The 24,362-nt window shown below is 67.0% G+C and carries 24 protein-coding genes; 12 read left to right on the top strand and 12 right to left on the bottom strand.

Translation table 11 applies throughout. The features are described 5' to 3' along the window. Nucleotides 1-137: 137 nt before the first annotated feature. The 4 genes from AB3K92_RS35240 (at nt 138) to AB3K92_RS35225 (ending at nt 4,735) form a co-directional block, all read left to right on the top strand. Nucleotides 138-1,598, top strand: coding sequence for a PLP-dependent aminotransferase family protein (locus AB3K92_RS35240; protein ID WP_369466696.1), 1,461 nt, complete (start codon nt 138-140; stop codon nt 1,596-1,598). 154 nt (nt 1,599-1,752) lie between these two features. Then, nucleotides 1,753-3,651, top strand: coding sequence for a molecular chaperone HtpG (gene htpG, locus AB3K92_RS35235; protein WP_059486340.1), 1,899 nt, complete (start codon nt 1,753-1,755; stop codon nt 3,649-3,651). An 8-nt stretch (nt 3,652-3,659) separates the two neighbouring features. Beyond that, complete coding sequence (locus AB3K92_RS35230) at nt 3,660-4,259, top strand: chorismate lyase (RefSeq protein WP_042974122.1); 600 nt, start codon at nt 3,660-3,662, stop codon at nt 4,257-4,259. After that, nucleotides 4,259-4,735: a DNA-deoxyinosine glycosylase gene (locus AB3K92_RS35225; RefSeq protein ID WP_021158548.1), complete on the top strand. Its 477-nt coding sequence runs from the start codon at nt 4,259-4,261 to the stop codon at nt 4,733-4,735. Before AB3K92_RS35230 ends, AB3K92_RS35225 begins: the two co-directional genes overlap by 1 nt. 17 nt (nt 4,736-4,752) lie before the next feature. Here the strand turns inward: AB3K92_RS35225 and AB3K92_RS35220 are convergent, their stop codons facing one another. Together AB3K92_RS35220 and AB3K92_RS35215 are read right to left on the bottom strand one after the other, a co-directional pair. Next, complete coding sequence (locus tag AB3K92_RS35220; protein ID WP_059861884.1) at nt 4,753-5,076, bottom strand: helix-turn-helix domain-containing protein; 324 nt, start codon at nt 5,074-5,076, stop codon at nt 4,753-4,755. A gap of 402 nt (nt 5,077-5,478) precedes the next feature. Next, entirely contained in the window at nt 5,479-5,733 is a 255-nt protein-coding gene (locus AB3K92_RS35215; RefSeq protein WP_021158550.1) for a hypothetical protein, read from the bottom strand. Nucleotides 5,734-5,876: 143 nt separating this feature from the next. On the opposite strand from AB3K92_RS35215, the gene AB3K92_RS35210 reads away from it, so the two are divergent. From AB3K92_RS35210 to mctP, 3 genes are all read left to right on the top strand, one after another. Further along, nucleotides 5,877-6,794 (top strand): spermidine synthase-like protein, encoded by a 918-nt coding sequence (locus AB3K92_RS35210; RefSeq protein ID WP_021158551.1) that lies wholly within the window; start codon nt 5,877-5,879, stop codon nt 6,792-6,794. 198 nt (nt 6,795-6,992) lie between these two features. Further along, nucleotides 6,993-7,235, top strand: a complete 243-nt coding sequence (locus AB3K92_RS35205; RefSeq protein WP_021158552.1) for a DUF3311 domain-containing protein — start codon at nt 6,993-6,995, stop codon at nt 7,233-7,235. Then, complete coding sequence (mctP, locus tag AB3K92_RS35200) at nt 7,232-8,782, top strand: monocarboxylate uptake permease MctP (protein ID WP_059816092.1); 1,551 nt, start codon at nt 7,232-7,234, stop codon at nt 8,780-8,782. Before AB3K92_RS35205 ends, mctP begins: the two co-directional genes overlap by 4 nt. Nucleotides 8,783-8,841: 59 nt before the next feature. On the opposite strand, the gene AB3K92_RS35195 is transcribed toward mctP, so the two are convergent. The 5 genes from AB3K92_RS35195 to AB3K92_RS35175 form a co-directional block, all read right to left on the bottom strand. Then, complete coding sequence (locus AB3K92_RS35195) at nt 8,842-9,297, bottom strand: VOC family protein (RefSeq protein ID WP_059618903.1); 456 nt, start codon at nt 9,295-9,297, stop codon at nt 8,842-8,844. 241 nt (nt 9,298-9,538) lie between these two features. Then, nucleotides 9,539-10,492 carry a transaldolase gene (gene tal / locus AB3K92_RS35190; RefSeq protein ID WP_369466695.1) on the bottom strand — a complete coding sequence of 318 codons (954 nt, stop codon included), beginning with the start codon at nt 10,490-10,492 and terminating at the stop codon, nt 9,539-9,541. A 156-nt stretch (nt 10,493-10,648) separates the two neighbouring features. Further along, entirely contained in the window at nt 10,649-11,860 is a 1,212-nt protein-coding gene (locus tag AB3K92_RS35185; RefSeq protein ID WP_059497742.1) for a benzoate/H(+) symporter BenE family transporter, read from the bottom strand. A 55-nt stretch (nt 11,861-11,915) separates the two neighbouring features. Then, a complete protein-coding gene (locus tag AB3K92_RS35180) occupies nt 11,916-13,091 on the bottom strand; it encodes a VWA domain-containing protein (RefSeq protein ID WP_369466694.1) in 1,176 nt (391 codons plus the stop codon). A gap of 26 nt (nt 13,092-13,117) precedes the next feature. Beyond that, nucleotides 13,118-13,960 carry a MoxR family ATPase gene (locus AB3K92_RS35175; RefSeq protein ID WP_021158556.1) on the bottom strand — a complete coding sequence of 281 codons (843 nt, stop codon included), beginning with the start codon at nt 13,958-13,960 and terminating at the stop codon, nt 13,118-13,120. Nucleotides 13,961-14,195: 235 nt separating this feature from the next. Here AB3K92_RS35175 and AB3K92_RS35170 point away from each other — a divergent pair, with 235 nt between their 5' ends. Beyond that, nucleotides 14,196-14,555, top strand: coding sequence for a c-type cytochrome (locus AB3K92_RS35170; protein WP_021158557.1), 360 nt, complete (start codon nt 14,196-14,198; stop codon nt 14,553-14,555). 38 nt (nt 14,556-14,593) lie between these two features. Next, nucleotides 14,594-14,953 carry a cytochrome c gene (locus AB3K92_RS35165; RefSeq protein WP_021158558.1) on the top strand — a complete coding sequence of 120 codons (360 nt, stop codon included), beginning with the start codon at nt 14,594-14,596 and terminating at the stop codon, nt 14,951-14,953. Nucleotides 14,954-15,052: 99 nt separating this feature from the next. Here AB3K92_RS35165 and AB3K92_RS35160 read toward each other — a convergent pair whose 3' ends face one another. Beyond that, nucleotides 15,053-15,487 carry a DUF1841 family protein gene (locus tag AB3K92_RS35160; protein WP_059497744.1) on the bottom strand — a complete coding sequence of 145 codons (435 nt, stop codon included), beginning with the start codon at nt 15,485-15,487 and terminating at the stop codon, nt 15,053-15,055. A 292-nt stretch (nt 15,488-15,779) separates the two neighbouring features. Here AB3K92_RS35160 and AB3K92_RS35155 point away from each other — a divergent pair, with 292 nt between their 5' ends. After that, complete coding sequence (locus tag AB3K92_RS35155) at nt 15,780-16,709, top strand: DMT family transporter (RefSeq protein ID WP_048026576.1); 930 nt, start codon at nt 15,780-15,782, stop codon at nt 16,707-16,709. Nucleotides 16,710-16,862: 153 nt separating this feature from the next. Here the strand turns inward: AB3K92_RS35155 and nth are convergent, their stop codons facing one another. Next, nucleotides 16,863-17,507: an endonuclease III gene (nth, locus tag AB3K92_RS35150; RefSeq protein WP_042976184.1), complete on the bottom strand. Its 645-nt coding sequence runs from the start codon at nt 17,505-17,507 to the stop codon at nt 16,863-16,865. Beyond that, entirely contained in the window at nt 17,504-18,496 is a 993-nt protein-coding gene (gene rsxB / locus AB3K92_RS35145) for an electron transport complex subunit RsxB (RefSeq protein WP_059486358.1), read from the bottom strand. The genes nth and rsxB overlap by 4 nt, the downstream gene beginning before the upstream one ends. A gap of 156 nt (nt 18,497-18,652) precedes the next feature. Between rsxB and AB3K92_RS35140 the strand changes: the two genes are divergently transcribed. After that, on the top strand, nt 18,653-19,285 hold the full coding sequence (locus AB3K92_RS35140; RefSeq protein ID WP_021161256.1) for a TetR family transcriptional regulator: 633 nt from the start codon (nt 18,653-18,655) through the stop codon (nt 19,283-19,285). Between the two features lie 88 nt (nt 19,286-19,373). On the opposite strand, the gene AB3K92_RS35135 is transcribed toward AB3K92_RS35140, so the two are convergent. Both AB3K92_RS35135 and AB3K92_RS35130 read right to left on the bottom strand, forming a co-directional pair. Continuing rightward, nucleotides 19,374-20,852, bottom strand: coding sequence for a polyhydroxyalkanoate depolymerase (locus AB3K92_RS35135; protein WP_021161257.1), 1,479 nt, complete (start codon nt 20,850-20,852; stop codon nt 19,374-19,376). Nucleotides 20,853-21,063: 211 nt separating this feature from the next. Next, nucleotides 21,064-22,893, bottom strand: a complete 1,830-nt coding sequence (locus AB3K92_RS35130; RefSeq protein ID WP_048026570.1) for a glycoside hydrolase family 15 protein — start codon at nt 22,891-22,893, stop codon at nt 21,064-21,066. A 166-nt stretch (nt 22,894-23,059) separates the two neighbouring features. On the opposite strand from AB3K92_RS35130, the gene AB3K92_RS35125 reads away from it, so the two are divergent. Further along, nucleotides 23,060-24,304, top strand: a complete 1,245-nt coding sequence (locus tag AB3K92_RS35125) for a lactonase family protein (protein WP_104768670.1) — start codon at nt 23,060-23,062, stop codon at nt 24,302-24,304. Nucleotides 24,305-24,362 lie beyond the last annotated feature (58 nt).

The following is a 24,362-nucleotide window of genomic DNA, read 5'->3' as shown; positions in this document are numbered from 1 at the left end:
GTGGGCGCGGTGCCGGGTGCGGCGGTGCCGGAACGGCGGCCGCATGGTCGCCGATTCGGTCAACTGTAATCGTCGCTACCGGCACAGTAACGGTACAATCGGCGCGATACCCTTCGGTACAGTTGGAGCTGCCGCCCATGTTCACCGTTCCACTCGCCCAGATTCCCGTGCCGCACGATACGGCCACGCTCACGCTCGTCGACCAGCTGGTCCAGTGGGCGCGGCGGCGTATCGACGAACGCGTGTTCCGGCCCGGCATGCGGATGCCGTCGATCCGCAAGCTCGCGCTCGACAAGAGCGTATCGCGCTTCACCGTCGTCGAGGCCTATGAGCGGCTCGTCGCGCAGGGTTATCTCGACTCGCGGCGCGGCTCGGGTTTCTACGTGCGCGAGCGCACGGCCGCCGGCCCGCAGCCGGCCGACAGCGTCGCGCGCGTGGCCGAGGCCGCGCCGGTGCACAACACGATCGACGTCGTCTGGCTGCTGCGCAACATGCTGCATACCGTCAGCCCGGAAAAGGGGCCGGGTCTCGGCTATCTGCCGGGCCGCTGGCTCGACGGCGAACTGATTACCGGCGCGCTGCGCGCGCTCGGGCGCCAGTCCGGCGCGCAGATGCTCGGCTTCGGCACCGCGCAGGGCTTCCTGCCGCTGCGCCAGCAACTGCAGACGCGCCTCGCCGAAGTCGAGATCGGCGCGAAACCCGAGCAGATCGTGCTCGTCTCGGGGATCACGCAGGCGATCGACCTGATTTCGCGGATCTACATGCGGCCCGGCGACGCGGTGATCGTCGGCGATCCGGCCTGGTTCCAGATGTTCGGGCGTTTCGCGGCGCAGGGCGCGCAACTCGTCGGGATGCCTTACACGCCGGACGGCCCCGATCTCGACGCGCTCGAGACGCTGGTGCAGATGTGGCGGCCGAAGATGCTCGTGATCAACTCGGTGCTGCAGAACCCGACCGGCACGTCGCTGTCGGCCGCGCAGGCGTTCCGGATCCTGAAGCTCGCGGAGGCGTACGACTTCCTCGTCGTCGAGGACGACGTGTACGGCGACCTGTGCCCGCCGAGCTATCCGGCCACGCGCCTCGCGAGCCTCGACCAGCTGAAGCGCGTGATCTACCTCGGCAGCTATTCGAAGACGCTCGCGGCGAACCTGCGGGTCGGCTATGTCGCGTGCGCGCCGGAGATCGCGAAGGCGGTCACCGACCAGAAGATGCTGGTCGGGATGACGACGCCCGAGCTCAACGAGCGCGTGCTCTACAAGATCCTGACCGAAGGGCATTACCGGCGCCACGTCGAGCGGCTGCGCGCGCGGCTCGACGGCGTGCGCGACAAGACCGCGCGGATGCTCGAGCGCACCGGGCTCGGCCTCTTCACGATGCCGGCGGCCGGGATGTTCCTGTGGGCCGATACGGGTGTCGACTCCGATGCGCTCGCGGCGGTCGCGCACGAGGCCGGCTTTCTGCTGACGCCGGGCAGCCTGTTCTCGCCGCAGCAATCGCCGTCGACGTGGATGCGCTTCAACGTCGCGAACTGCGGCGATCCGGCGCTGCCGGGGCTGCTGTCGCGCTATATCGATTCGGCCGTACGCCGCGCGTCGTAACCGGGCGCCGCACGCCGGCCCTTGAAATCGGGCGTGCGATCCCCAGATACGCGCGCAAACCGCTTGCGCCAGGCGGTGGCCCTCCAGCGCCGTCCGGCATCGCGCGCCGGGCTGCGCCACACCATTCAAGTTCAAGTAAGAGGAAACAGCATCCATGGCACATGAAACGATGAGCTTTCAGGCAGAGGTCAAGCAACTTCTCCACCTGATGATCCATTCGCTCTACAGCAACAAGGAAATCTTCCTGCGCGAACTGGTGTCGAACGCGTCCGACGCGGCCGACAAGCTGCGTTTCGAGGCGCTCGCGGACAACGCGCTGTACGAGAACGATCCGAACCTGCGCATCCGCATCGGCTTCGACAAGGCCGCACGCACGATCACGATCGAGGACAACGGCATCGGCATGAGCCGCGACGAGGCGATCGCGAACCTCGGCACGATCGCGCGTTCGGGCACCAAGGAATTCTTCACGAAGCTGTCCGGCGACCAGCAGAAGGACGCGGCGCTGATCGGCCAGTTCGGCGTCGGTTTCTACTCGGGCTTCATCGTCGCGGACAAGATCACCGTCGAGACGCGCCGCGCGGGCGTGCCGGCGAACGAAGCCGTGCGCTGGGAAAGCGCGGGCGAGGGCGACTTCACGATCGATGCGATCGAGCGCGCGCAGCGCGGCACGACGATCACGCTGCACCTGCGCGAAGGCGAGGACGAGCTGCTGTCGTCGCACCGCCTGAAGTCGATCATCCAGAAGTATTCCGATCACATCGCGCTGCCGATCCTGATGCAGAAGGAAGAGTGGGATCAGGAAAAGGGCGAGATGGTCCTGAAGGACGAGGACGAGACCGTCAACCAGGCGAGCGCGCTGTGGACGCGTTCGAAGAGCGACGTCACCGACGAGCAGTACACGCAGTTCTACCAGCACATCGCGCACGACCACCAGGATCCGCTCACGTGGACCCACAACCGCGTCGAGGGCCGCAGCGAATACACGCAGCTGCTGTTCGTGCCGGCGCACGCGCCGTTCGACCTGTGGAACCGCGACTACCGCGGCGGCCTGAAGCTGTACGTGAAGCGCGTGTTCATCATGGACGACGCCGAGCAGCTGCTGCCGCAATACTTGCGCTTCGTGAAGGGCGTCGTCGATTCGGCCGACCTGCCGCTGAACGTGTCGCGTGAAATCCTGCAGGAAAGCCGCGACGTGAAGGCGATCCGCGAAGGCGTGACCAAGCGCGCGCTGTCGATGCTCGAGGAACTCGCGAACGCGGAAGAGGATGCCGGCAAGGAGAAGTACAAGACGTTCTGGGGCGCGTTCGGCCAGGTGCTGAAGGAAGGCCTCGGCGAGGATCACGCGAACCGTGAGCGCATCGCGAAGCTGCTGCGCTTCGCGTCGACGCACGGCGACACCGACGCGCAGGACGTGTCGCTCGCCGACTACGTGTCGCGCATGAAGCCCGAGCAGAGCAAGATCTACTACGTGACGGCCGATACGTGGCAGGCCGCGAAGAACAGCCCGCACCTCGAAGTGTTCCGCAAGAAGGGTGTCGAGGTCCTGCTGCTGACCGACCGCGTCGACGAATGGATGCTGTCGTTCCTGCATGAATTCGACGGCAAGCCGCTCGCGAGCGTGGCGCGCGGTGACCTCGATCTCGGCGAGCTGAACGACGAAGAGAAGAAGGCGCAGGAAGAAGCGGGCGAGGCGATCAAGCCCGTCGTCGAGAAGATGAAGGAAGCGCTCGGCGACAAGGTGAAGGAAGTGCGCGTCACGTTCCGCCTGACCGATTCGCCGTCGTGCCTCGTCGCCGACGACAACGACATGAGCGGCTACCTGCAGCGGATGCTGAAGGCGGCCGGCCAGAATGCGCCGGCGATGCAGCCGATCCTCGAAATCAACCCGGAGCACGCGCTCGTCAAGCAACTGAAGGCCGACAGCGCCGATTTCGGCGACTGGGCCCATCTGTTGTTCGATCAGGCGCTGCTGGCCGAAGGCGGCATGCTGGACGATCCGGCGAGCTTCGTGAAGCGGACCAACGCGCTGCTGCTGTCGCGCGCCGCGTGAACGCGCGCTTGCGATTCGACGGCGGGCAGGCCGGCTGGCGCGAGACGCCGCGGCCTGGCTGCACGCTCGACCAGCGCGACTGGCTGACGCGCGGCGGATCGCTGACCGCGCACCTCGCGCGGCTCGGCCGCGTGAGCGTGCGCGTGACGCGCGAGGCCGTCGACTGCCCGTGGTTCGACGAGCCCGACGCGCTCGCCAGTTCGCCGCGCGCGCCGATGTGGGTGCGCGAGGTGATCCTGTCGGTCGACGGCACGCCTTTTGTTGCCGCGCACAGCATCGCGCCGCTCGCGGCCAGCAAGGGCGTGTGGCAGGCAATGCGGCGGCTGCGCACGCGGCCGCTGGCCGAGTTGCTGTACAGCGATCCGCAGGTCGAACGTTCTGCGCTCGTCAGCCGGCGCGTGATCGCCGGCCATCCGCTGTATGCGCTCGCGAGCCATGCGCTCGGCGCGGGCGCGCGCGCGCCGCATGCGTTCGCCGCGCGGCGTTCGGTTTTCCAGCGTCACGGCAAGCCGTTGATGGTGACCGAATGCATGCTGCCGGCGCTGTGGCGTCATCTCGATGCGCACGGCGACGGACCCCGGTCCGTCGGGCCGCGTGGAGACGCGTGATGCTGCAGGGGTTTGCGCCGGTCGTCGGGCCGCATACGCACACGATGATCCTCGGCAGCTTTCCGGGCGAGGCGTCGCTCGATGCCGCGCAGTATTACGCGCATCCGCGCAACCAGTTCTGGCGGTTGCTGGGGGCGGTGCTCGGCGAGCCGACGCTTCATGAACTGCCGTACGATGCGCGGCTCGCGTGCGTGCTTTCGCATGGCATCGGCATCTGGGACGTCCTCGATGCGTGCCATCGGAAAGGCAGTCTCGACTCGGCCATCCGGAATGCGAAGCCGAACGACTTCGAATCGTTGCGGGACCATGCGCCGTTGCTGAAGCGCGTGTGCTTCAACGGCAAGACGGCAGGGCGGTTCGCCGACGTGATCGGCCAGGCCGGGTACGAGACGCTCGTGCTGCCTTCGTCGAGCCCGGCGAATGCGATGTTGTCGTTCGAGCAGAAGCTGGAATTCTGGCGCCGAATGATTTCTTGATGAGCACGGCGCTGCCGTCAGGCTGCGAATACGACTTCGATGTGCCCCTCGATTTCCGAATGACGGTCGGGGCCGACGACGATCTGCACGTCGCGCCCGAGCTTCGCCAGATACTCGAGCATCTTCGTTTCGCTCACGCCGCGAAACTGTCCGCGCAGCATGTTCGACAGTTTCGGTTGCGTCATGCCGAGCAATCGCGCGGCATGCTGCTGCGTCCATTTGCGCGCCTTGATGATCTCGGCGATCTTGGCGGCGAGTTGCGCCTTCACAAGCATTTCGTCGGCATCGCGCCTACCCAGATCGGCGTAGACGTTACCGCTGCCCTGCTCGATGTCGATCATCGACTTTCTCCTTTTGCGTGCGCTTCGGCTGCTTTCAGGCGTTCACGGATCAGATCGACGTCCGGCTTCGGTGATCCATCGATGAATATATCCCTATTTGGGTATATTTCGAAGTGCGCGCGGGAACCTGGTGCGGCAGTTCGGCTGCGGCGTCAGGCGCGGGACAACCTGGGGGAGAGCGCCGACGGGCGAAGCCGGTTCGGCATCGGGATGCGTGTCGATGCGGACGCGAGCATGTGTCCTTCCCGCACACGGCCGTTCTTTCGCATCCTCGCGTCGCAGGGAGATTCGGGACAATTCAGCCGATCGACAGAGTGTGGCCGCGGTGTATCGATGACGGAGGGGAGGGGTGTTTCCTGCCGACGAACCGCGACCGCACGGGCTGCGTGTCGAGCCTGACCGTCAATCGTCCTTGCCCCAACGCCACCCGGGTTTCTCGCCCTTGAGCCAGCACACGGCAATCAGCAGCGCGACCAACGCCACGATGCAAATGGCGTAGGCGAACGGCGATCGGTGAGGCGGCGCGAGCCACGCACTCGCGATGATCCCGAGCGCGAACAGCACCAGCACGACCCAGCCCTGCCACGCAACCGGCAATCCCCAGCCCCATCCGTAGCGTTTCGCCGGAAACCAGATCTTCCTGTCGGTTGAGGTCATGTTTCCTCCTTCTAGCGATGAATGTCGAGTATCGCCAACGGGATTCGAAGTCGGGTGCAGCCGGGCGTACCTCGCGGCCGCCATCCCCCACCAATGCTATCCTCTCGTCCGCTAAAACCAGCGTCACCCAGCGAGATTCAATCATGACCCGACTGATCAAGCGCGCGTCCGCCGAGGCGCGCGCGTTCAAGAATCGCAAGCCGTCCGCCTACAACGGCTCCGAAAAACTCCAGCCGCCGCGCGTGAAGCGCCGCCCGGACATCGACGAACACGACGACGTGCCCGTGCTCGAAGCGCCGCGCAAGCCGCGCTTCGCGCCCGTCACGTTCTCGGAAGAGGGCGGCGTGCGCTTCCTGCACTTCGGCACCGAGTGGGTACAGGGCGCGATGCGGATCTCGAAGCCGCTGCACATCGAGCTCGAATACGCGCAGCAGATGATGGCGTGGCTGCTGTTCCTCGAAACGCCCGGGCGGATCGTCCAGCTCGGACTCGGCACCGGCGCGCTGACCAAGTTCTCGCACCGTTTCCTCCCGCAAGCGAAGGTCGAGGCCGTCGAGCTGAACCCGGCCGTGATCGTCGCCGCGCGCACGATGTTCGCGTTGCCGCCCGACGATGCGCGTCTCGCCGTGCATGAAGCCGACGCATGGGACTTCGTCAACGACCCGGCCAACCGCGGCACGACGGGCGCGATCCAGATCGACCTGTACGACGCGACCGCGCGCGGCCCGGTGCTCGACAGCGTCGCGTTCTACCGTGCGGTGCGCGGCTGTCTTGCCGACGCGGGCATCGCGACGATCAACCTGTTCGGCGACCATCCGAGCTTCGTGCGCAACATGAAGCACCTGAACGCGGCGTTCGATCATCGCGTCATCGCGCTGCCGGAAGTGCATGACGGCAACCGGATCGCGATCGCGTTCTCGGGCCCCGCGCTCGACGTGTCGTTCGCACAGCTCGACGCGCGTGCGAAGCTGATCGAGGACACGCTGAAGCTGCCCGCACGCAAGTGGGTGAAAGCTTTGAAAGAAACGACCGGCGCGCGCGATACCTCGTTCGCGATCTGACGCTTCAGGCACCGGCGGCAGGCCGGTGCAACCACGCGACAAGGGGCGGATCACATCGGGTTCGCCCCCGCTTGACCGCGTGCTCGCGGCTCCTATACTGGCGCGAAGCCAGGGGAGCCGCAGCCTACCCGTTTTGCGCTCCTCTCGGCGCCGTACCCGCTCAACAAGATCGATAACCGGGAAAGAAGAGGAGACGTCATGGCTCACGATGCCGACGCCAACCGGGCCGCCAAGCGCTGGCTCTGGCTGCTGGTACTGCCGCTGATCGCGATGGTCTGGGTACCGTCGTACAGCAAGATCGAACCGCAGATGTTCGGTTTTCCGTTTTTCTACTGGTACCAGCTGCTTTGGGTCTTCATCAGCGCGGTGATCACCGCGTTCGTGTATTTCAAGACCAAGAACGCGTGGAAGGCGAGCGGCCCGCAGGGAGGTGCGCGATGAATCTCGGCGCAACCTTCGTCTTCGTCCTGCTGTTCATCGGCGTCACGATCATCGGTTTCCTGGCCGCGAACTGGCGGCGCGGCGATCTCGCCCATCTCGACGAATGGGGCCTCGGCGGACGCCGCTTCGGCACGATCGTCACGTGGTTCCTGCTCGGCGGCGACCTCTATACGGCGTACACCTTCGTCGCGGTGCCCGCGCTCGTGTTCGGCGCCGGCGCGATGGGTTTCTTCGCACTGCCCTATACGATCCTGATCTATCCGTTCGCGTTCGTCGTGTTCCCGAAGCTGTGGAGCATCGCGAAGCGGCACGGCTACGTGACGGCCGCCGACTTCGTCAACGCGCGCTACGGCAGCCGGATGCTCGCGCTCGCGATCGCGGTGACGGGCATCGTCGCGACGATGCCGTACATCGCGCTGCAGCTCGTCGGCATCGAGGTGGTGATCGGCGCGCTCGGCTTCGACACGACCGGCTTCGTCGGCGACCTGCCGCTGATCATCGCGTTCGCGATCCTCGCCGCGTACACGTACACGTCGGGCCTGCGCGCGCCCGCGATGATCGCGATCGTCAAGGACATCCTGATCTACATCACGATCGCCGCGGCGGTCATCGTGATCCCGGCCAAGCTCGGCGGCTTCGGACACATCTTCGCGAGCGTGCCGCCGGCCAAGCTGCTGCTGAAGGCGCCCGACGCGATGAGCCTGAACGGCTACAGCGCGTACGCGACGCTCGCGATCGGCTCGGCGCTCGCGTTGTTCCTGTATCCGCACTCGGTCACGGCGATCCTGTCGTCGTCGTCCGGCAACTCGATCCGCCGCAACATGGCGATGCTGCCCGCGTACTCGTTCGTGCTCGGCCTGCTCGCGCTGCTCGGCTACATGGCGCTCGCGTCGGGCGTGAAGGACATGCCGCAGTACGCGCCGTACTTCAAGGCGTTCGGCCCGAACTTCGCGGTGCCCGCGCTGTTCCTCGAGTATTTCCCGTCGTGGTTCGTCGGCGTCGCGTTCGCGGCGATCGGCATCGGCGCGCTGGTGCCGGCGGCCATCATGTCGATCGCGGCCGCGAACCTGTACACGCGCAACATTCACCGCGAGTTCGTGAACCGCAACATGTCGCACGAGCAGGAGACGCACGTCGCGAAGCTCGTGTCGCTGATCGTGAAGGTCGGCGCGGTCGCGTTCATCCTCGGGCTGCCGCTGACCTACGCGATCCAGCTGCAGCTGCTCGGCGGGATCTGGATCATCCAGACGCTGCCCGCGATCGTGCTCGGCCTGTACACGCGCGTGCTCGACCATCGCGGCCTGCTGGCCGGCTGGGCGGCAGGCATCATCTGCGGTACGTGGATGGCGGTCTCGCTGAAGCTGGCGAGTTCGATCTTCACGATCCACCTGTTCGGTCTCGCGATTCCCGGCTACGCGGCCGTGTGGTCGCTGATCGTGAACCTGGTGGTGGCGGTGGCGGTGAGCGTGCTGGTGCGCGTGATGGGCATCGCGCATGCGGAGGATCGCACGCGGCCGGAGGATTATCTCGACGTCGTCGAAGGCTGAGACGGACGTCGCGCGGTAACGAAAACGCCCGCCCCCTTGCGGTGGCGGGCGTTTTTTCATCAGCCCTGCGCGTGTTTCGCGAGCTCCTCGCGCTGCGACAGGTCTTCGACGTTGACCATCCAGTGCACGCCGAAGCGATCCTTGGCCATCCCGAAGCCGAGCGCCCAGAACGTCTTGCCGAACGGCATCGTCACTTCGCCGCCGTCGGCGAGCGCATTGAACAGCTTCTGGCCTTCCTCGACCGTCTCCGGGTTCAGCGACAGCGAATAGCCGGCGTGCGCGGCGCCTGCCGGCTGGCTGCAGTCGCCGTCCGAGCACATGATCATCGAGTCGCCGATCGTGAAGCTCGCATGCATCACCTTGTCGGCCATCTCCGGCGCCATCGGGTAGTCGGGATTCGGCGGCGCGTCCTTGAAGTGCATCTTGAACATCGTCTTCGCACCGAGCGCCTTTTCGTAGAACTGAAGGGCTTCGTCGGCGCGACCGTAGAACGTCAGGTACGGTTGAACTTGCATCGTTGTCTCCTGTGATGGGCCGGCCTGCGCATCTGCGCGGGTTCGGCGTCGTACAAGACTGACCGGGAAAAGGGGGCATCGGGAGGCGGCCGCCGCACCCGTGACGTGGATTGTAGTGCGCGTGCCTGACGATGGAATGAAAAATAAAAACGGCCGCGAACATGACGTTCGCGGCCGTGTGCGTCGTGCCTGCTGACGGCTGTTGTCAGTGTTACTGACCCCCGCTGACGCGTATCGCGGCTCAGCGCAGCGAGTCGATCAGCTTCTCGAGCTTCACCGCATCGGCGGCGAATACGCGGATGCCTTCGGCGAGCTTTTCGGTTGCCATCGCGTCGTCGTTCAGCTGGAAGCGGAACGCTGCCTCGTCGATCGCGACGCGAGCGGCGGGCTTGTCGTGCAGCGCTTCCAGCGACAGCTTGCGCGTGACCGTCTCGTTGCTGTCCTGCAGCTTCTGCAGCAAATCGGGACTGATCGTCAGCAGGTCGCAGCCGGCGAGTTCGGTGATCTGGCTGGTCGTGCGGAAGCTCGCGCCCATCACTTCGGTCTTGTAGCCGAACGTCTTGTAGTACGTGTAGATGCGGCGCACCGACTGCACGCCCGGATCGTTCGCGCCACCGTCCTTCTCTTCATTCCACTCCGCGCCGGCCTGCTTCTTGAACCAGTCGTAGATGCGGCCGACGAACGGCGAGATCAGCTGCGCGCCGGCTTCCGCGCAGGCGGCGGCCTGCACGAGCGAGAAAAGCAGGGTCATGTTGCACTTGATCCCGTCCTTCTGCAGCACTTCGGCCGCGCGGATGCCTTCCCACGTCGACGCGAGCTTGATCAGGATGCGCTCGCGGCCGATGCCGGCTGCTTCGTACAGCTTGATGAGTTCGCGGCCCTTGTCGATCGAGCGCTGGGTGTCGAATGACAGGCGCGCGTCGACCTCGGTCGACACGCGGCCCGGGATCAGCTTCAGGATCTCGGTGCCGAATGCGATCAGCAGGCGGTCGATGATGAAGTCGGTGCTTTCGTTGCGATGATCGCGGACGGTTTTCTCGAGGATCGGCTTGTACGCGTCCTTCTGGACGGCCTTCAGGATCAGCGAAGGGTTCGTGGTCGCGTCCTGCGGCTGGTATTGCGCAAGCTGCTGGAAATCGCCCGTGTCGGCGACGACGGTCGTGTACTGCTTCAGCTGGTCGAGTGCGGTAGTCATGGCGATTCGGAAGAAGGGCGCAGGGCGCCGGGTTCTCACGGGCCGCGCGAGCGCGGCGGCGAAGCGAAGCGGCGCCGGGCGCCGCTTCCAAGCCATCATTCTAGGCCCGATTCGCGTCGAGCACGTTTTGGCATGTCCGGCGAGCGCCGTGCCGCATTACGCGGGGCGGCGCGCGTTCAGGATCACCTGCGTGACGATCCCCGCGACGAGCCCCCAGAAGGCCGAGCCGATCGACAGCAGCGTGAGGCCCGACGCGGTGACCATGAACGTGACGAGCGCGGCTTCGCGCTGCTTCACGTCCTGCATCGCGTTCGCGAGGCCGCTCATGATCGAGCCGAACAACGCGAGCGCGGCGACCGACACGACGAGCGCCTTCGGCAGCGCCGCGAACAGCGCGGCGATCGTCGCGCCGAAGACACCGGCGACCAGGTAGAACAGGCCGCACCAAACGGCGGCCGTGTAACGTTTCGCGTGATCCTCGTGCGCTTCCGGGCCCGTGCAGATCGCGGCCGTGATCGCCGCGAGGTTCACGCCGTGCGAGCCGAACGGCGCGAGCAGCAGCGATGCGAGGCCGGTGGTCGCGATCAGCGGCGACGACGGGGTCCGATAACCGTCCGCGCGCAGCACCGCGATGCCCGGCACGTTCTGCGACGCCATCGCGACGACGAACAGCGGAATGCCGATGCTGACGATCGACGCGATCGAGAACGCCGGCATCGTGAACACGGGTTTCGCGAACGCGATGTGAAAGCCGCTGAAGTCGAGCAGGCCGAGGCCGCCGGCCACCGCCGTGCCGACGATCAGCGTCGTCACGATCGCATAGCGCGGCGCGAGCCGCTTGACGATCAGGTACGTGAAGAACATCGCGAGCACGAGCGCGGTCTGGAACTGCGCGGCGCGGAAGATCTCGATGCCGATCTCGAACAGGATGCCCGCGAGCAGGGCGGCGGCGATGCCGGCCGGAATCTTGCGCATCAGCGTGTCGAACAGCCCGCTCACGCCGACGGCCGTCAGCAGCACCGCGCAGACGACGAACGCGCCGATCGCCTCGGGGTAGGGCACGCCGGGCAGCGACGCGATCAGCAGCGCGGCGCCGGGCGTCGACCACGCGACGACGACGGGCGCGCGAAAACGCAGCGACAGGCCGATCGTCGTCAGCGCCATGCCGATCGACAGCGCCCAGATCCACGACGAGATCTGCGCATCGGTGAGGTGGGCGGCGCGGCCGGCCTGGAACATCAGCACGAGCGAGCTCGTGTAGCCGGTCATCATCGCGACGAAGCCGGCGACGAGCGCGGACACGGATGTATCGGCGAAAAAGCGGCGGCCGCCGGCGCGGCTGGCGCTCGCGGTGGGCGAGGGGTTCATGCTCTCTCCGGGGGGAGGCCGCCCGGAGGCGACCTTCGTGTCTTGGTGGGTGTCGTTACTTGCTGAGTGCGCGCATCGCGGTTTCGAGGCCCGCGAGCGTGAGCGGATACATGCGATGGCCGAGCAGGTCGCGGATCACCGCGACCGATTGCCGGTATTCCCATAGCCGCTCGGGCTCCGGGTTCAGCCATGCATGATGGGGGAACTGGTCGGCGAGGCGGCGCAGCCACACGGCGCCGGCTTCCGGGTTGTTGTATTCGACCGAGCCGCCGGGCTGCAGCACTTCGTACGGGCTCATCGTCGCGTCGCCGACGAAGATCAGCTTGTAGTCGGGCGTGAACTTGTGCAGCACGTCCCACGTCGCGGTGCGTTCCGAGTGGCGGCGGCGGTTGTTCTTCCACAGGTGGTCGTACACGCAGTTGTGGAAGTAGAAGAACTCCAGGTGCTTGAATTCGGCCTTCGCGGCCGAGAACAGCTCCTCGGTGCGCTTGATGTGATCGTCCATCGAGCCGCCGACGTCGAGCAGCATCAGCACCTTCACGTTGTTGCGGCGCTCGGGCACCATCCGCAGGTCGAGCCAGCCCGCGTTCGCGGCGGTGCTGCGCATCGTGCCGGGCAGGTCGAGCTCCTCGGCGGCGCCTTCGCGCGCGAAGCGGCGCAGCCGCCGCAGCGCGACCTTGATGTTGCGCGTGCCGATCTCGACGGAATCGTCGTAGTCGCGGTACGCGCGCGCCTCCCACACCTTCACCGCGGTGCGGTTGCCGTTCGACGGGCCGCCGATGCGCACGCCTTCCGGGTTGTAGCCGCCGTGCCCGAACGGCGACGTGCCGCCGGTGCCGATCCACTTGTTGCCGCCTTCGTGGCGCTCCTTCTGCTCGTCGAGCAGCGCCTTCAGGCGCTCCATCAGCTTGTCGAGCCCGCCCATCGCCTCGATCTGCGCCTTCTCCTCCGGCGACAGCTCGCGCTCGAGGCGCTTTTCGAGCCAGTCGAGCGGAATGTCGAATGCATCCGACGGCAGCGCGGACACGCCGTGGAAATACGCGCCGAACGCCTGGTCGAACTTGTCGAAGTACTGCTCGTCCTTGACGAGCGTCATGCGCGCGAGGAAGTAGAACGCGTCGATCGACGGCGAGATCAGCCCGGCCTTCAGCGCTTCGAGCAGCGTCAGGTATTCCTTCACCGAGACGGGCAGCTTGGCTGCGCGCAGCGCGTAGAAGAAATTGAGCAGCATGGCCGGGCCTTCGCGGGTGAGGGGGATTACCGGTTGTGCCGGTTCATGTAGACGAGCCGCTCGAGCAGGCTCAGGTCCTGCTCGTTCTTCAGCAGCGCGCCCGCGAGCGGCGGCACGATCTGCTTCGCGTCCGCGCCGCGCAGCGCGTCGGCCGGGATGTTCTCGGCGAGCAGCAGTTTCAGCCAGTCGAGCAGCTCGGACGTCGACGGCTTCTTCTTCAGGCCCGACACGCCGCGCAATTCGAAGAAACTCTCGAGCGCCGCGCGCAGCAGCTCCTCGCGGATGTCCGGGAAATGGACCGCGACGATCTTCTGCATCGTCGACGGGTCGGGGAACTGGATGTAGTGGAAGAAGCAGCGGCGCAGGAACGCGTCGGGCAGCTCCTTCTCGTTGTTCGACGTGATGATGACGAGCGGGCGGTGCTTCGCGCGAACCGTCTCGCGCGTCTCGTACACGTGGAATTCCATCCGGTCGAGCTCGCGCAGCAGGTCGTTCGGGAATTCGATGTCGGCCTTGTCGATCTCGTCGATCAGCAGCACGCTCGGGTGCTCGGCATCGAACGCCTGCCACAGCACGCCCTTGACGATGTAGTTCGAGATGTCCTTCACGCGCTCGTCGCCGAGCTGCGAATCGCGCAGCCGCGACACGGCGTCGTATTCGTACAGGCCCTGCTGCGCCTTGGTGGTCGACTTGATGTGCCACTGCAGCAGCGGCATGTCGAGCGCGGCGGCCACTTCCTCGGCGAGCATGGTCTTGCCGGTGCCGGGCTCGCCCTTGATCAGCAGCGGGCGTTGCAGCGTCAGCGCGGCATTGACCGCGAGCTTCAGATCGTCGGTGGCGACGTAGTGCGAGGACCCTTCGAAACGCATGGCGGCGCTCTTCTCAATCGGGGAAAAAAACCCAGTATAAGTCAGAAGGGCTGTCCGGTTGGGCCGCGCCCGCGTATCGTTGCGGGACTGTGGCGGGGCGCCTTGTGGACGCGTTCCCCGCCGACGCGGTACAATCTGGCCGTTTTTTTTGGCCTGCGTGGCGACCGACAAGCAAAACGGCGCGGGCCGTTGCCGCTTCGGCGCCAGTTTCCCCTCAAGCTAGGTTACAAGAGCTATGAACAAATTCGTCGGCAAACACGTCGTTGTCGCAGCGCTCGTGGCGCTCGCGGGCAGCGCGCAGGCGGCCGGTGTGGTCGGCAACCCGAAGGACGGGGCGAGCAAGGTCGCCATGTGCATCGGTTGCCACGGCATCCAGGACTACCGCGCGGCGTACCCGGAGGTCTACCGGGTGCCTGTCCTCGGCGGCCAGAACCAGCAATATCTCGAGAACGCGCTGAAGGCCTACCGCAAGAAGGATCGTCACTTCCCGTCGATGAATGCGATCGCCGGTTCGCTGACGGACCAGGACATCGCGGATCTGTCGGCGTACTACGCCGCCCAGAAGGCCGACTCGAAGGACAACCCCTACAAGTAAGCGCGCGCCGCCGATCGCTCGGCGGGACAGGAGCATTCATGAACAACGCATTCAAGACGGCGGCGGTTGCACTGGCGGCCGGCCTCGCGATCGGTACCGCGCACGCGGCGGACATCACGAAGGGCAAGGAACTGGTCGAATCGCACAACTGCGCGGCCTGCCACGGCGCGCAGATGAACAAGCCGATCAACGCCGAATATCCGCGCCTCGCCGGCCAGCATGCCGACTACCTCGTGTGGGCGATGCGCCAGTACCAGATGGGGCTGACGAACCCGCTGATTGGCCGCAACAACGCGATCATGCAGGCACAGGTGCAGAGCCTGTCGGTCAGCGACATGAAGGACATCGCGGCCTACATCGAGTCGCTGAAAGAGACCGATCTCGTGTTCAAGAAGTAAGCGCGACGGGCCCGGCGGGCCCGCGCAGCAAGGATACCCCGCCCCGGCGGGGTATTTTTTTGTCCGTGCGCCGGCGCCTGCAGGCCGCCGCGGCGGCGCTCAGTCGCGCGATGCGCGGCGCAGGATGCGCTGCAGGTACGCGTCGGTATCGGGTGGCGTGTTCGTGCGCTGGGCTTCCCAGATCGTCTCGCCGAGGCATTCCATGATCACGTGCTGCGCGTCGTGGGTCGAGTCGAGCTTCGCCGCGAGCTTGTCGTGCGCGGCGCGGATGCCGGGCGGCTGGTCGATCGACAGCTGCTCGCTGATCGCGAGATGCATCGACAGGTGCAGGAACGGGTTCGTGCGGCCTTCCTCGGGCGTGTACTCGCGCGCGGAGGCGCCATCGGCGTCGGCGAGTTCGTCGTGGTATTCGGGATGCTCGACGATCCAGTCGGCTGCCATCGCTTCCAGCGGCGTCAGGATCTCGCCGGCGCGCTGCTTGCGCCAGGTCTCGGTGAAAAAGCGACGCACTTCGTCGCGGCTTGGATTGAACATGGTGGGGAAACGTCGTGATTCGGACGGCTGGATGCCGCGTCGCGCATTGTACGCCGGGTCGGCGGGCGGCGCTGGCGGCGGGTTGGCGCAATCGCGTGGCCGCAGCGGCGGTGGCCGGCGGGCCTTGCGGATGCGCGGCACGGGCCGGTGAGGTGCGCCGCCGGTGCCGGGTAACGGGTAAGTGCGGGGTAAGCGCGGGGTAAGCGCGGGGTAAGCGCGGGCTAGGCTCGTGGCCGCCGCGCCGCTACACTCCACCGTTTCCCGTCACCGCACCGTTCTCATCCGTTCCGTCATGACCGCCACCGCCCGCCCATCGTCCGCAGCCCTGCAGGGCACGCTCTACGTCGCGTTGTCCGCCGCCGCGTTCGGCGCGATGGCGATCTTCGGCCGCTACGCGTATGCGGCCGGTGTCGACGTGCTCGGGCTGCTGATCGTGCGCTTCGCGATCGGCGGTGCGGTGCTCGCCGCGATCGCACGGCATCGCCGCGTCACGTGGCCGCGCGGGCGCGCGCTCGCGCCGCTCGTGGCGATGGGCGCGCTCGGCTACGTCGGGCAGTCGTTCTGCTACTTCAGTGCGCTGCAACACGCGCAGGCGAGCCTTGTCGCGCTGCTGCTGTACCTGTATCCGGCCTTCGTCACGCTGCTGGCCGCGTGGTGGCTCGGCGAGCACCTCACGCGCGCGAAGGCCGTCGCACTGGTGCTGTGCGTCGCGGGTTCGGCGCTGATGGTCGGCGGCGGGCATGGCGAGCCGCTCGGGATCGCGCTCGCGCTGGCTGCCGCGGTGATCTATTCGCTGTACATCGTCGGCGGCACGAAGGCGACGCGCGGCGTCGATCCGCTCGCGACCACCGCGATCATCTGCCTGTCGGCGACCGCGATGCTCGTGGCGATCGCCGTCGTGCGGACCGCGGCGTTCGGCGCGCCGCCGCGCTGGCCCGCGACGGCCGGCGGCTGGGCGTCGATGCTTGCGATCGCGCTCGTGTCGACGGTCGCGGCGATGATCGCGTTCTTTGCCGGGCTCGAACGGCTTGGGGCCGCGCGCACGTCGATGCTGTCGACGCTCGAACCGGTCGTGACGGTCGCGCTGGCGGCGCTGCTGTTCGGCGAGGCGCTGTCGCCGCTGCAGTGGGCGGGCGGCGTCGCGATCCTGGCCGCCGTGCTGGCGCTGGTGCGCGCGGGCGGCGCGGCGGCCGACGACGCGACCGCGACCTCCAACGCCTAGTCGGGAGGGGGGAAGCGGCGGCGGCGCGGGTGGCTACGCGCGGTCGCGGCCGCGAGTGGCCGGCGGAGGGCGGCTGGTGGGGTGTGCGTCAAGCGTCGGGCGTCGGGCCGCATGGCGACCGGCGGTTTGCGGCAGGCCGGCCGCGGTTGCGCGTCACTCGTTGGGCGGCGGGGTCTTCGGCCTGAATTCGCACAGCGGCTCGATCGCGCAATGCCAGCATTCGGGCTTGCGGGCCTTGCACACGTAGCGACCGTGCAGGATCAGCCAGTGATGCGCGTCCTGCAGGAACTCCTTCGGCGTGAACTTCTCGAGCGCGGCCTCGACGGCGCGCACGTCCTTGCCCGGCGCGAGCCCCGTGCGGTTCGCGACGCGGAAGATGTGCGTGTCCACCGCGATCGTCGGCTGGCCGAACGCGGTGTTCAACACGACGTTCGCGGTCTTGCGGCCGACGCCCGGCAGGCCTTCCAGCGCTTCGCGATCGGCCGGTACCTCGCCGTCGTAGCGGTCGAGCAGGATCCGGCACGTCGCGACCACGTTCTTCGCCTTGGTCCGGTACAGGCCGATCGTCTTGATGTACTCGGTGACGCCTTCTTCGCCGAGTGCGACGATTTGTCGCGGGGTGTTCGCGACCGGAAACATCTTCCGCATCGCCTTGTTGACCGATACGTCGGTCGCCTGAGCGGACAGCATCACGGCGATCAGCAGCTCGAACGGCGTCGAGTATTCGAGCTCGGTGGTCGGATGCGGATTGAGGCTCTGCAGCGTTTCGTAGATCGCGCGTCGTTTGCTGGCGTTCATGGAGCGTTCTGGTCGGGCGGTGCGGACGGGCCGCCCGGGCCGTCGTTGCCTGCGTCGTTCTCTTCGTCGTTGCCGCTCGCGGCCGCCGCTTCGGCGTCGCGTTGGGCCTGCTGTTCCGCGAGCCGCTTGCGGCGCGCCTCGGCGGCGTCGATCTGTGCCTGGACGGCCGCGCTCACACCCTCGGTGTTCTTCGGCCCGGCACCTTGCCCGGACAGTTCTTCCTTCTTCTTGCGCGCACGCTCGAGCGCGGCGGCGATGATCGCGCGCTTCTTCGCTTCCGCGTCGTCCGGGGCCGGTGCGGCGGATGGCGTTCCCGCGGGGGCCGCGGCCGGCTTCGCGGCGCTGGCCGCGCGGCGTGCGGCCGCACGCGCTTCGGCGGCTTCGCGTTCGCGGCGCTGGCGCGCGAGCCGCAGGTCGTGGCGTTCGCGCGCGGCATCGGCCTGTTCCTGCGACCACGCGTCCCAGCCGGTGCGTTCACCGGTCACCGGCAGCATCGCGATGCAGTCGACCGGGCAGGGCGGCACGCACAGGTCGCAACCCGTGCACAGCGACTCGACGATCGTGTGCATCTGCTTCGGCGCCCCGACGATCGCGTCGACCGGGCACGCCTGCATGCACAGCGTGCAGCCGATGCACAGGCTTTCGTCGATGAAGGCGACGGCGCGCGGATGTTCGCTGCCGTTCACGGGGTTCAGCGGAATCACGGGCTTGCCGAGCAGGCCCGCGAGGCGCGCGATGCCTTCGGCGCCGCCGGGCGGGCACTGGTTGTAGTTCGCGTCGCCGGCGGCGATCGCCTCGGCGTACGGCCGGCAGCCGTTATAGCCGCACTTCGTGCATTGCGTCTGGGGAAGCAGATCTTCGATGCGATCCGCGAGTGTTTTGGAGTCGGTCACGGTGACAACGGGCGCAGCGGCGCCGAATGGCTCTCGGCCGCTTCGGGCGCGGCCGGAAAGGTTTGCCAAAGCTCGATTATCGCCGATTTCCCGCATTGCGCTGGACGCCGTCTGTGCGCATAATCGAACCGCTTTTTTGCAGGGGCTCAGCAGGAGGGCGGCCGCCCGCGGCGCGCCCGTTCCAGGGCGGCCGGCGCCGAGGCGGTGGGGGTGCCGGTCCGGATCAAGCGGCTCACATAGCAAAACGCCACCATGAATCAGCCAAAAATCAAAAGAGATCCTGAAGGTACGCGCCGCCGCATCCTGATGGCGGCAGCCGAAGAGTTCGCGAGTGGAGGGCTGTTCGGCGCGCGCGTCGACCAGATCGCGCGCCGGGCCGAAACCAACGAGCGCATGCTCTATTACTACTTCGGCAGCAAGGAACAGCTGTTCACGGCCGTGCTCGAACACGCGTTCTCCGCGCTGACCGAGGCCGAGCGCGTGCTCGACCTCGATGGCGTCGCGCCGGTGGAAGCCGTCACGCGGCTCGCGCATTTCGTCTGGGACTACTACCGCGACCATCCGGAACTGCTCAGGCTCATCAACAACGAGAACCTGCACGAAGCGCGCTACCTGCACAAGTCGACGCGGATCCGCGAGATGATGTCGCCGATCGTCGCGAAGCTCGGCAACGTGCTGACGCGCGGCCAGAAGGCCGGGCTGTTCCGCACCGACGTCGATCCGCTGCGCTTCTACGTGACGCTGTCGGGGCTCGGCTACTACATCGTGTCGAACCGCTTCACGCTCGCCGCGACGCTCGGCCGCGATTTCACCGACACCGACGAACGCGCCGAGATGGTCCGCATGAACACCGAGTTGCTGCTCGCGTATCTGCTGCGTCGCTGACGCACCGGCCGAGCTGAAGCGGTCGAAGGATGCAAAAACGCCGCCGTGCGCAGGCAACGGCGGCGTTTTTTCGTCGGAACGCGGTGCGTCAGGCGGCCTTGCGCGTGCGCACGGCCTTGACGCGCGGGCCGCTGGCGGCGCGTTTCGCGGCCGGTGCGGCCTTGGCCGGAGCCGCTGCGACTGCCTTGGCGGGGGCCTTCGCGCGCGTGCGCTTCGCCGCGGTGGCGCGCGTCGTTTCGAGCGGCGCATTGCTGGCCGGCACGGCGGAGAGCGTCTTGGGCGCCGGCGCATCCGCGGCATCCTTCGTCGCACCGTGCTTCGGCTCCGGCGCATGCTCGCGGATGAAGTCGCGCAGTTGCGGATAGATGATCGTGCGCCAGCGGCGGCCCGAGAAAATCCCGTAGTGACCGCACTTCTCGGCGGTCAGGCTGCGGCGCTGGTCCTGCGGGATGCCCGTGCACAGCTCGTGCGCGACGTGCGTCTGGCCGCTGCCGGAGATGTCGTCGAGTTCGCCTTCGATCGTCATCAGCGCGGTACGCTTGATGTCCTGCGGACGCACGCGCTCGCCTTCGACATCCCACGTGCCCTCGGCCAGCAGGAATTCCTGGAACACGACGCGGATCGTCTCGAGGTAATACTCGGCGGCCATGTCGAGCACCGCGTTGTATTCGTCATAGAACTGGCGGTGCGCTTCGGCGTCTTCCTCGTCGCCGCGCAGCAGGCTCTGGTAGAAATCCCAGTGCGACTGTGCGTGCCGCTCCGGGTTCATCGCGACGAAACCCGTGTGCTGCAGGAAGCCCGGATACACCTGGCGGCCTTCGCCCGGGTAATTCGCGGGCACCGTGTGGATCACGTTGTTCTCGAACCACGCGGTCGAGTGCTGCGTGGCGAGCGAATTCACCGACGTCGGGCTGCGGCGCGCATCGATCGGGCCGCCCATCATCGTCATCGTGAGCGGCGTGTCCTCGCCGCGGCTGGCCATCAGCGAGATCGCCGCGAGCACCGGCACCGTCGGCTGGCACACCGAGATCACGTGCAGGTTGCGCGCGCCGATGTGACGGATGAATTCCTGGATGTACGCGATGTAGTCGTGCAGGTGGAACGGGCCAACTTCGACCGGCACCATCCGCGCGTCGATCCAGTCGGTGATGTACACCTTGTGATCCTGCAGCAGCGTGCGCACGGTGTCGCGCAGCAGCGTCGAGTGGTGGCCCGACAGCGGCGCGCAGACCAGCACGACCGGCTCGTCCTTCAACTGCGTGACGGCGTCGGCGTCGTCCGAATAACGCTTGAAGCGCAGCAGTCGGCAGAACGGCTTCTCGACGATCGTCTGCTCGACGATCGGGATGTTGTGGCCGTCCTTGACGATCTGGTGAATGTTGAACTCGGGCTTCTCGTAATCCTTGCCGAGCCGGTACATCAGCTCATACGCGGCGGCCATCCGCGGCGCACCCGGCATCAGCGAGAACGGGCTGGACGGATTGGCGAACGACTTGGACGCGGCCTGGGCCCAGGCCGTCAGCGGGCTCAGCATGGCTCGCTGGAATTCGTGCAGTTGGTAAAGCATGCAGACTACTCCCGCGTGGGGGACGGTGCGCAAGGGCGGCGTGGGGCGTCGCGGCGTGCCGTGTGGGTCAGCGGCCGGCCATGTTGCACTGCAGCCGGACAATCGCGTCGATCATATCGGACAACGATGGGTGGTGCAATGCAACATTTCCCCGATTTTTCATCAAAGTTTTGCGATTTGACGTTCTCTGAACAAGCCGCTCGCGCCCCGTTCAGCGCCCCGTGGCGACGGCCGGGGCCGGCTGGCCGGCCGCGCGCGCCATCGCGTCCTCGTGGTGCATCAGGTTCATCGCGGTATGCACGAGCGCCACATGGGAGAACGCCTGCGGGAAATTGCCGACGAGCCGCCCGGCCACCGGGTCGTACTCCTCGGCGAGCAGCCCGAGGTCATTCGACAGCGCGAGCAGCCGGCTGAACAGGCGGTGCGCGTCGTCGATCCGGCCCAGCAGCGCATAGTTGTCGACCAGCCAGAAACTGCACGCGAGAAACGTGCCTTCGCCGGGCGGCAGGCCGTCGTCGTATTCGGTCGTACGGTAGCGCATCACGAGCCCGTCGTGCAGCAACTCCCGCTCGATCGCTTCGACCGTGCCGACGATGCGCGGATCCTCCGGCGGCAGGAAGCCGAGCAGCGGCATCAGCAGCACGCTCGCGTCGAGTTCGTCGCTGCCGTAGCTCTGTGCAAACGCCCGTTTGCTTTCGTGCCATGCGTTGTTGCACACGTCGGCATGGATCTGCTCGCGCAGCGCGCGCCAGCGGTCGAGCGAGCCGGGCAGCCGGAACATCTCCGCCGACTTGATCGCGCGGTCGAACGCGACCCACGCCATCACCTTCGAGAACGTGAAATGGCGGCGGCCGCCGCGCGTTTCCCAGATGCCTTCGTCGGGTTCCTGCCAGATCTTCTCGAGATGGTCGAGCAGCGCGCACTGCACCGACCACACCGTGTCGTCGGCCTGCAGGCCGCCCACGCGCGCGAGGTGCAGCGCGGCCATCACCTCGCCGAACACGTCGAGCTGGAGCTGGTTCGCGGCGCCGTTGCCCACGCGCACCGGCTTCGAGTCCTGGTAGCCGGGCAGCCAGTCGAGTTCCATTTCCGGCAGCCGGCGTTCGCCGGCGATCCCGTACATGATCTGGATCTGTTCGGGCGAGCCTGCCATCACGCGGCCGAGCCACGTGCGCCACGCGCGCGCCTCGTCGTAGTAGCCGCCGCGCATCAGCGCGAGCAGCGTGATCGTCGCGTCGCGCAGCCAGCAGTAGCGGTAGTCCCAGTTGCGATTGCCGCCGATCTTCTCGGGCAGCGACGTGGTCGGCGCCGCGACGATCCCGCCGGTCGGCTCATAGGCCAGCGCCTTCAGCGTGATCAGCGAACGGCGCACGGCGGCCGCGTAGCGGCCCTGTACCTGGCAGCGGCCCGACCATTCGAGCCAGTAGTTCTCGGTGCGCGCGAGCATCGACAGCGGATCGCGGGCGGGCGGCAGCCGCATGTGCGACGCCGCATAGCTGAGCGAGAACGGCACACGTTCATCGGCGTTCACGGTGAATTCCGCGAGCGTATGGAGGTTCTTGCCGGTGAGCGGCACCGGCGTGCGCAGCACGACGGTGTCAGGGCCCGCGATCGCCTTCATGCCGTCCTCGCGGGTCAGCTGCGTGACCCACGGAATCGAGAAACCGTAGTCGAAGCGCAGCACGAGCTCCATGCGCATCTTCATCTTGCCGTGGCGGCCGATGACGATCCGCACCAGCTCGGACCAGCCGTTGCCGGGCGGCATGAAGTCGACCACGGTGACGGCACCGTCGGCGCTTTCGTAGTCGGTTTCGAGAATCAGCGTGTCGCCGCGGTAGCGGCGTGACGTGTGCGTGATCGCGGCGTCGGCGGCCGGCGCGAGCAGCCAGCGGCCGTGCTCGGGGGTGCCGAGAAGCGCCGCGAAGCAGGCGCCCGAATCGAAGCGGGGCCAGCACAGCCAGTCGACGGAGCCGTCTTTGGCGACCAGCGCGGCGGTGTGGCCGTCGCCGACGAGGGCGTAGTCTTCGATCAGGGCAGGCATGGGCAGGCGATCCTTGGGTATTCGAGTTCACAATGCGGACGGCGGCGGCCAAGGCTTCACGCACTGGCGCCGCGCCCCGTATACTCGGCCGGGCGGCGGAGCGCATGAACGGCCGGCGTTTCGTCCTATCTCAACACTTGAAGCGACTCGATGCAAGGAGGATTCAATGCCCAACCGTTTACGCGAGCGTGACGCACGCGCTTCGACACGAGGGTTCCCGCTTAGGCTCGCTCACTGGATGAAAGGTTTCGCGATCGTGCTCTCCCTTTCCGCGACCCACGCATTTGCGCAGCAATCGCCCGCCCCGGCCGACGGCGTGTACAACCTGCTCGTCGGCACCTACACGGGCGGCGGCAGCGACGGGATCTATGTTTACCGCTTCGATACGAAAACCGGCAGCGTCGCGCCGGTGTCGTCGGCGAAGACGGTGAATCCGTCGTACCTGTTGCCGAGCCGCGACGGTCGTACCGTCTACGCGGTCAACGAACTGCCCGGCGACGACGGCCCGGCGTCGCAGCGCGGCGGCGTCAGCGCCTTCCGCTTCGACGCGAAGACGGGCGCGCTGAGCTTCATCGACCGCGTGTCGTCGGAAGGGAACGATCCTTGCTATCTCGCGCTGTCGCCGGACGGCAAGTACCTCGTGACGGCCAATTACTCGGTCGCGAAGGATCCGGGCGGCAGCTTCGCGGTGTTTCCGCTGCGCGACGACGGCGCGGTCGGCCAGGCCGTGCTGACGGTGCACCACGAGGGCACGGGGCCCGTGAAGGGCCGCCAGGACGGCGCGCACGTGCATTCGACGGTGTTTTCGCCGGATGGCCATTACCTGTTCGTGCAGGATCTCGGCGCGGACAAGATCTACGGCTACCGGTACACGGTGGACGGCAGCCGCGGGCTGATCAGCCCGACCGACACGCGCTACACGCCGGTCAAGGCGGGTTCGGGCCCGCGTCACATGGTGTTCAGCGCCGACGGCCGGTACGCGTACGTGACGAGCGAGCTCAACGCGGCGGTCGAGGTGTTCGGCTACCACGACGGCAAGCTGACGCCGGTCGAGACCGTATCGATGACCGCGCCGGGCTTCAAGGGCAAGGTCGGCGGCGGCGCGATCCACCTGTCGCCTGACGGCCGCTTCCTGTACGTGAGCAACCGCGGCGATGCGAACGACCTGGTGATCTACGCGGTGAACCAGGCCGACGGCCGGTTGAAGCCCGTCGGCCGCCAGTCGAGCCTCGGCAAGACACCGCGCGAGTTCCTGATCGACCCGACCGGCAAGTGGCTGATCGTCGGCAACCAGGACAGCGATACGTTCTACGTGTTCAGCCGCAATGTGGAAACGGGGCAACTGGGCCCGAATCCGCAGAAGGTGGCGGTCGGCAAGCCGGTCGACTTCAAGCTGGTGCCGGTGCAGTAAATGACAAAGGGCGCTGCCGATGCAGCGCCCTTTTGCTTTACGGGGCGGCCGGTTTGCC

Source organism: Burkholderia sp. Bmkn7 (genome assembly GCF_041103175.1).
GTDB lineage: Bacteria > Pseudomonadota > Gammaproteobacteria > Burkholderiales > Burkholderiaceae > Burkholderia > Burkholderia cepacia.
This window is presented reverse-complemented; position numbering and strand designations above follow the sequence as displayed.

Coding starts and splice junctions, on each gene's coding strand:
- AB3K92_RS35240 (WP_369466696.1), top strand. CDS start 138: ATGTTCACCGTTCCACTCGCCCAGATTCCCGTGCCGCACGATACGGCC.
- htpG (WP_059486340.1), top strand. CDS start 1,753: ATGGCACATGAAACGATGAGCTTTCAGGCAGAGGTCAAGCAACTTCTC.
- AB3K92_RS35225 (WP_021158548.1), top strand. CDS start 4,259: ATGCTGCAGGGGTTTGCGCCGGTCGTCGGGCCGCATACGCACACGATG.
- AB3K92_RS35220 (WP_059861884.1), bottom strand. CDS start 5,076: ATGATCGACATCGAGCAGGGCAGCGGTAACGTCTACGCCGATCTGGGT.
- AB3K92_RS35215 (WP_021158550.1), bottom strand. CDS start 5,733: ATGACCTCAACCGACAGGAAGATCTGGTTTCCGGCGAAACGCTACGGA.
- AB3K92_RS35210 (WP_021158551.1), top strand. CDS start 5,877: ATGACCCGACTGATCAAGCGCGCGTCCGCCGAGGCGCGCGCGTTCAAG.
- AB3K92_RS35205 (WP_021158552.1), top strand. CDS start 6,993: ATGGCTCACGATGCCGACGCCAACCGGGCCGCCAAGCGCTGGCTCTGG.
- mctP (WP_059816092.1), top strand. CDS start 7,232: ATGAATCTCGGCGCAACCTTCGTCTTCGTCCTGCTGTTCATCGGCGTC.
- AB3K92_RS35195 (WP_059618903.1), bottom strand. CDS start 9,297: ATGCAAGTTCAACCGTACCTGACGTTCTACGGTCGCGCCGACGAAGCC.
- tal (WP_369466695.1), bottom strand. CDS start 10,492: ATGACTACCGCACTCGACCAGCTGAAGCAGTACACGACCGTCGTCGCC.
- AB3K92_RS35185 (WP_059497742.1), bottom strand. CDS start 11,860: ATGAACCCCTCGCCCACCGCGAGCGCCAGCCGCGCCGGCGGCCGCCGC.
- AB3K92_RS35180 (WP_369466694.1), bottom strand. CDS start 13,091: ATGCTGCTCAATTTCTTCTACGCGCTGCGCGCAGCCAAGCTGCCCGTC.
- AB3K92_RS35175 (WP_021158556.1), bottom strand. CDS start 13,960: ATGCGTTTCGAAGGGTCCTCGCACTACGTCGCCACCGACGATCTGAAG.
- AB3K92_RS35170 (WP_021158557.1), top strand. CDS start 14,196: ATGAACAAATTCGTCGGCAAACACGTCGTTGTCGCAGCGCTCGTGGCG.
- AB3K92_RS35165 (WP_021158558.1), top strand. CDS start 14,594: ATGAACAACGCATTCAAGACGGCGGCGGTTGCACTGGCGGCCGGCCTC.
- AB3K92_RS35160 (WP_059497744.1), bottom strand. CDS start 15,487: ATGTTCAATCCAAGCCGCGACGAAGTGCGTCGCTTTTTCACCGAGACC.
- AB3K92_RS35155 (WP_048026576.1), top strand. CDS start 15,780: ATGACCGCCACCGCCCGCCCATCGTCCGCAGCCCTGCAGGGCACGCTC.
- nth (WP_042976184.1), bottom strand. CDS start 17,507: ATGAACGCCAGCAAACGACGCGCGATCTACGAAACGCTGCAGAGCCTC.
- rsxB (WP_059486358.1), bottom strand. CDS start 18,496: ATGCGGGAAATCGGCGATAATCGAGCTTTGGCAAACCTTTCCGGCCGC.
- AB3K92_RS35140 (WP_021161256.1), top strand. CDS start 18,653: ATGAATCAGCCAAAAATCAAAAGAGATCCTGAAGGTACGCGCCGCCGC.
- AB3K92_RS35135 (WP_021161257.1), bottom strand. CDS start 20,852: ATGCTTTACCAACTGCACGAATTCCAGCGAGCCATGCTGAGCCCGCTG.
- AB3K92_RS35130 (WP_048026570.1), bottom strand. CDS start 22,893: ATGCCTGCCCTGATCGAAGACTACGCCCTCGTCGGCGACGGCCACACC.
- AB3K92_RS35125 (WP_104768670.1), top strand. CDS start 23,060: ATGCCCAACCGTTTACGCGAGCGTGACGCACGCGCTTCGACACGAGGG.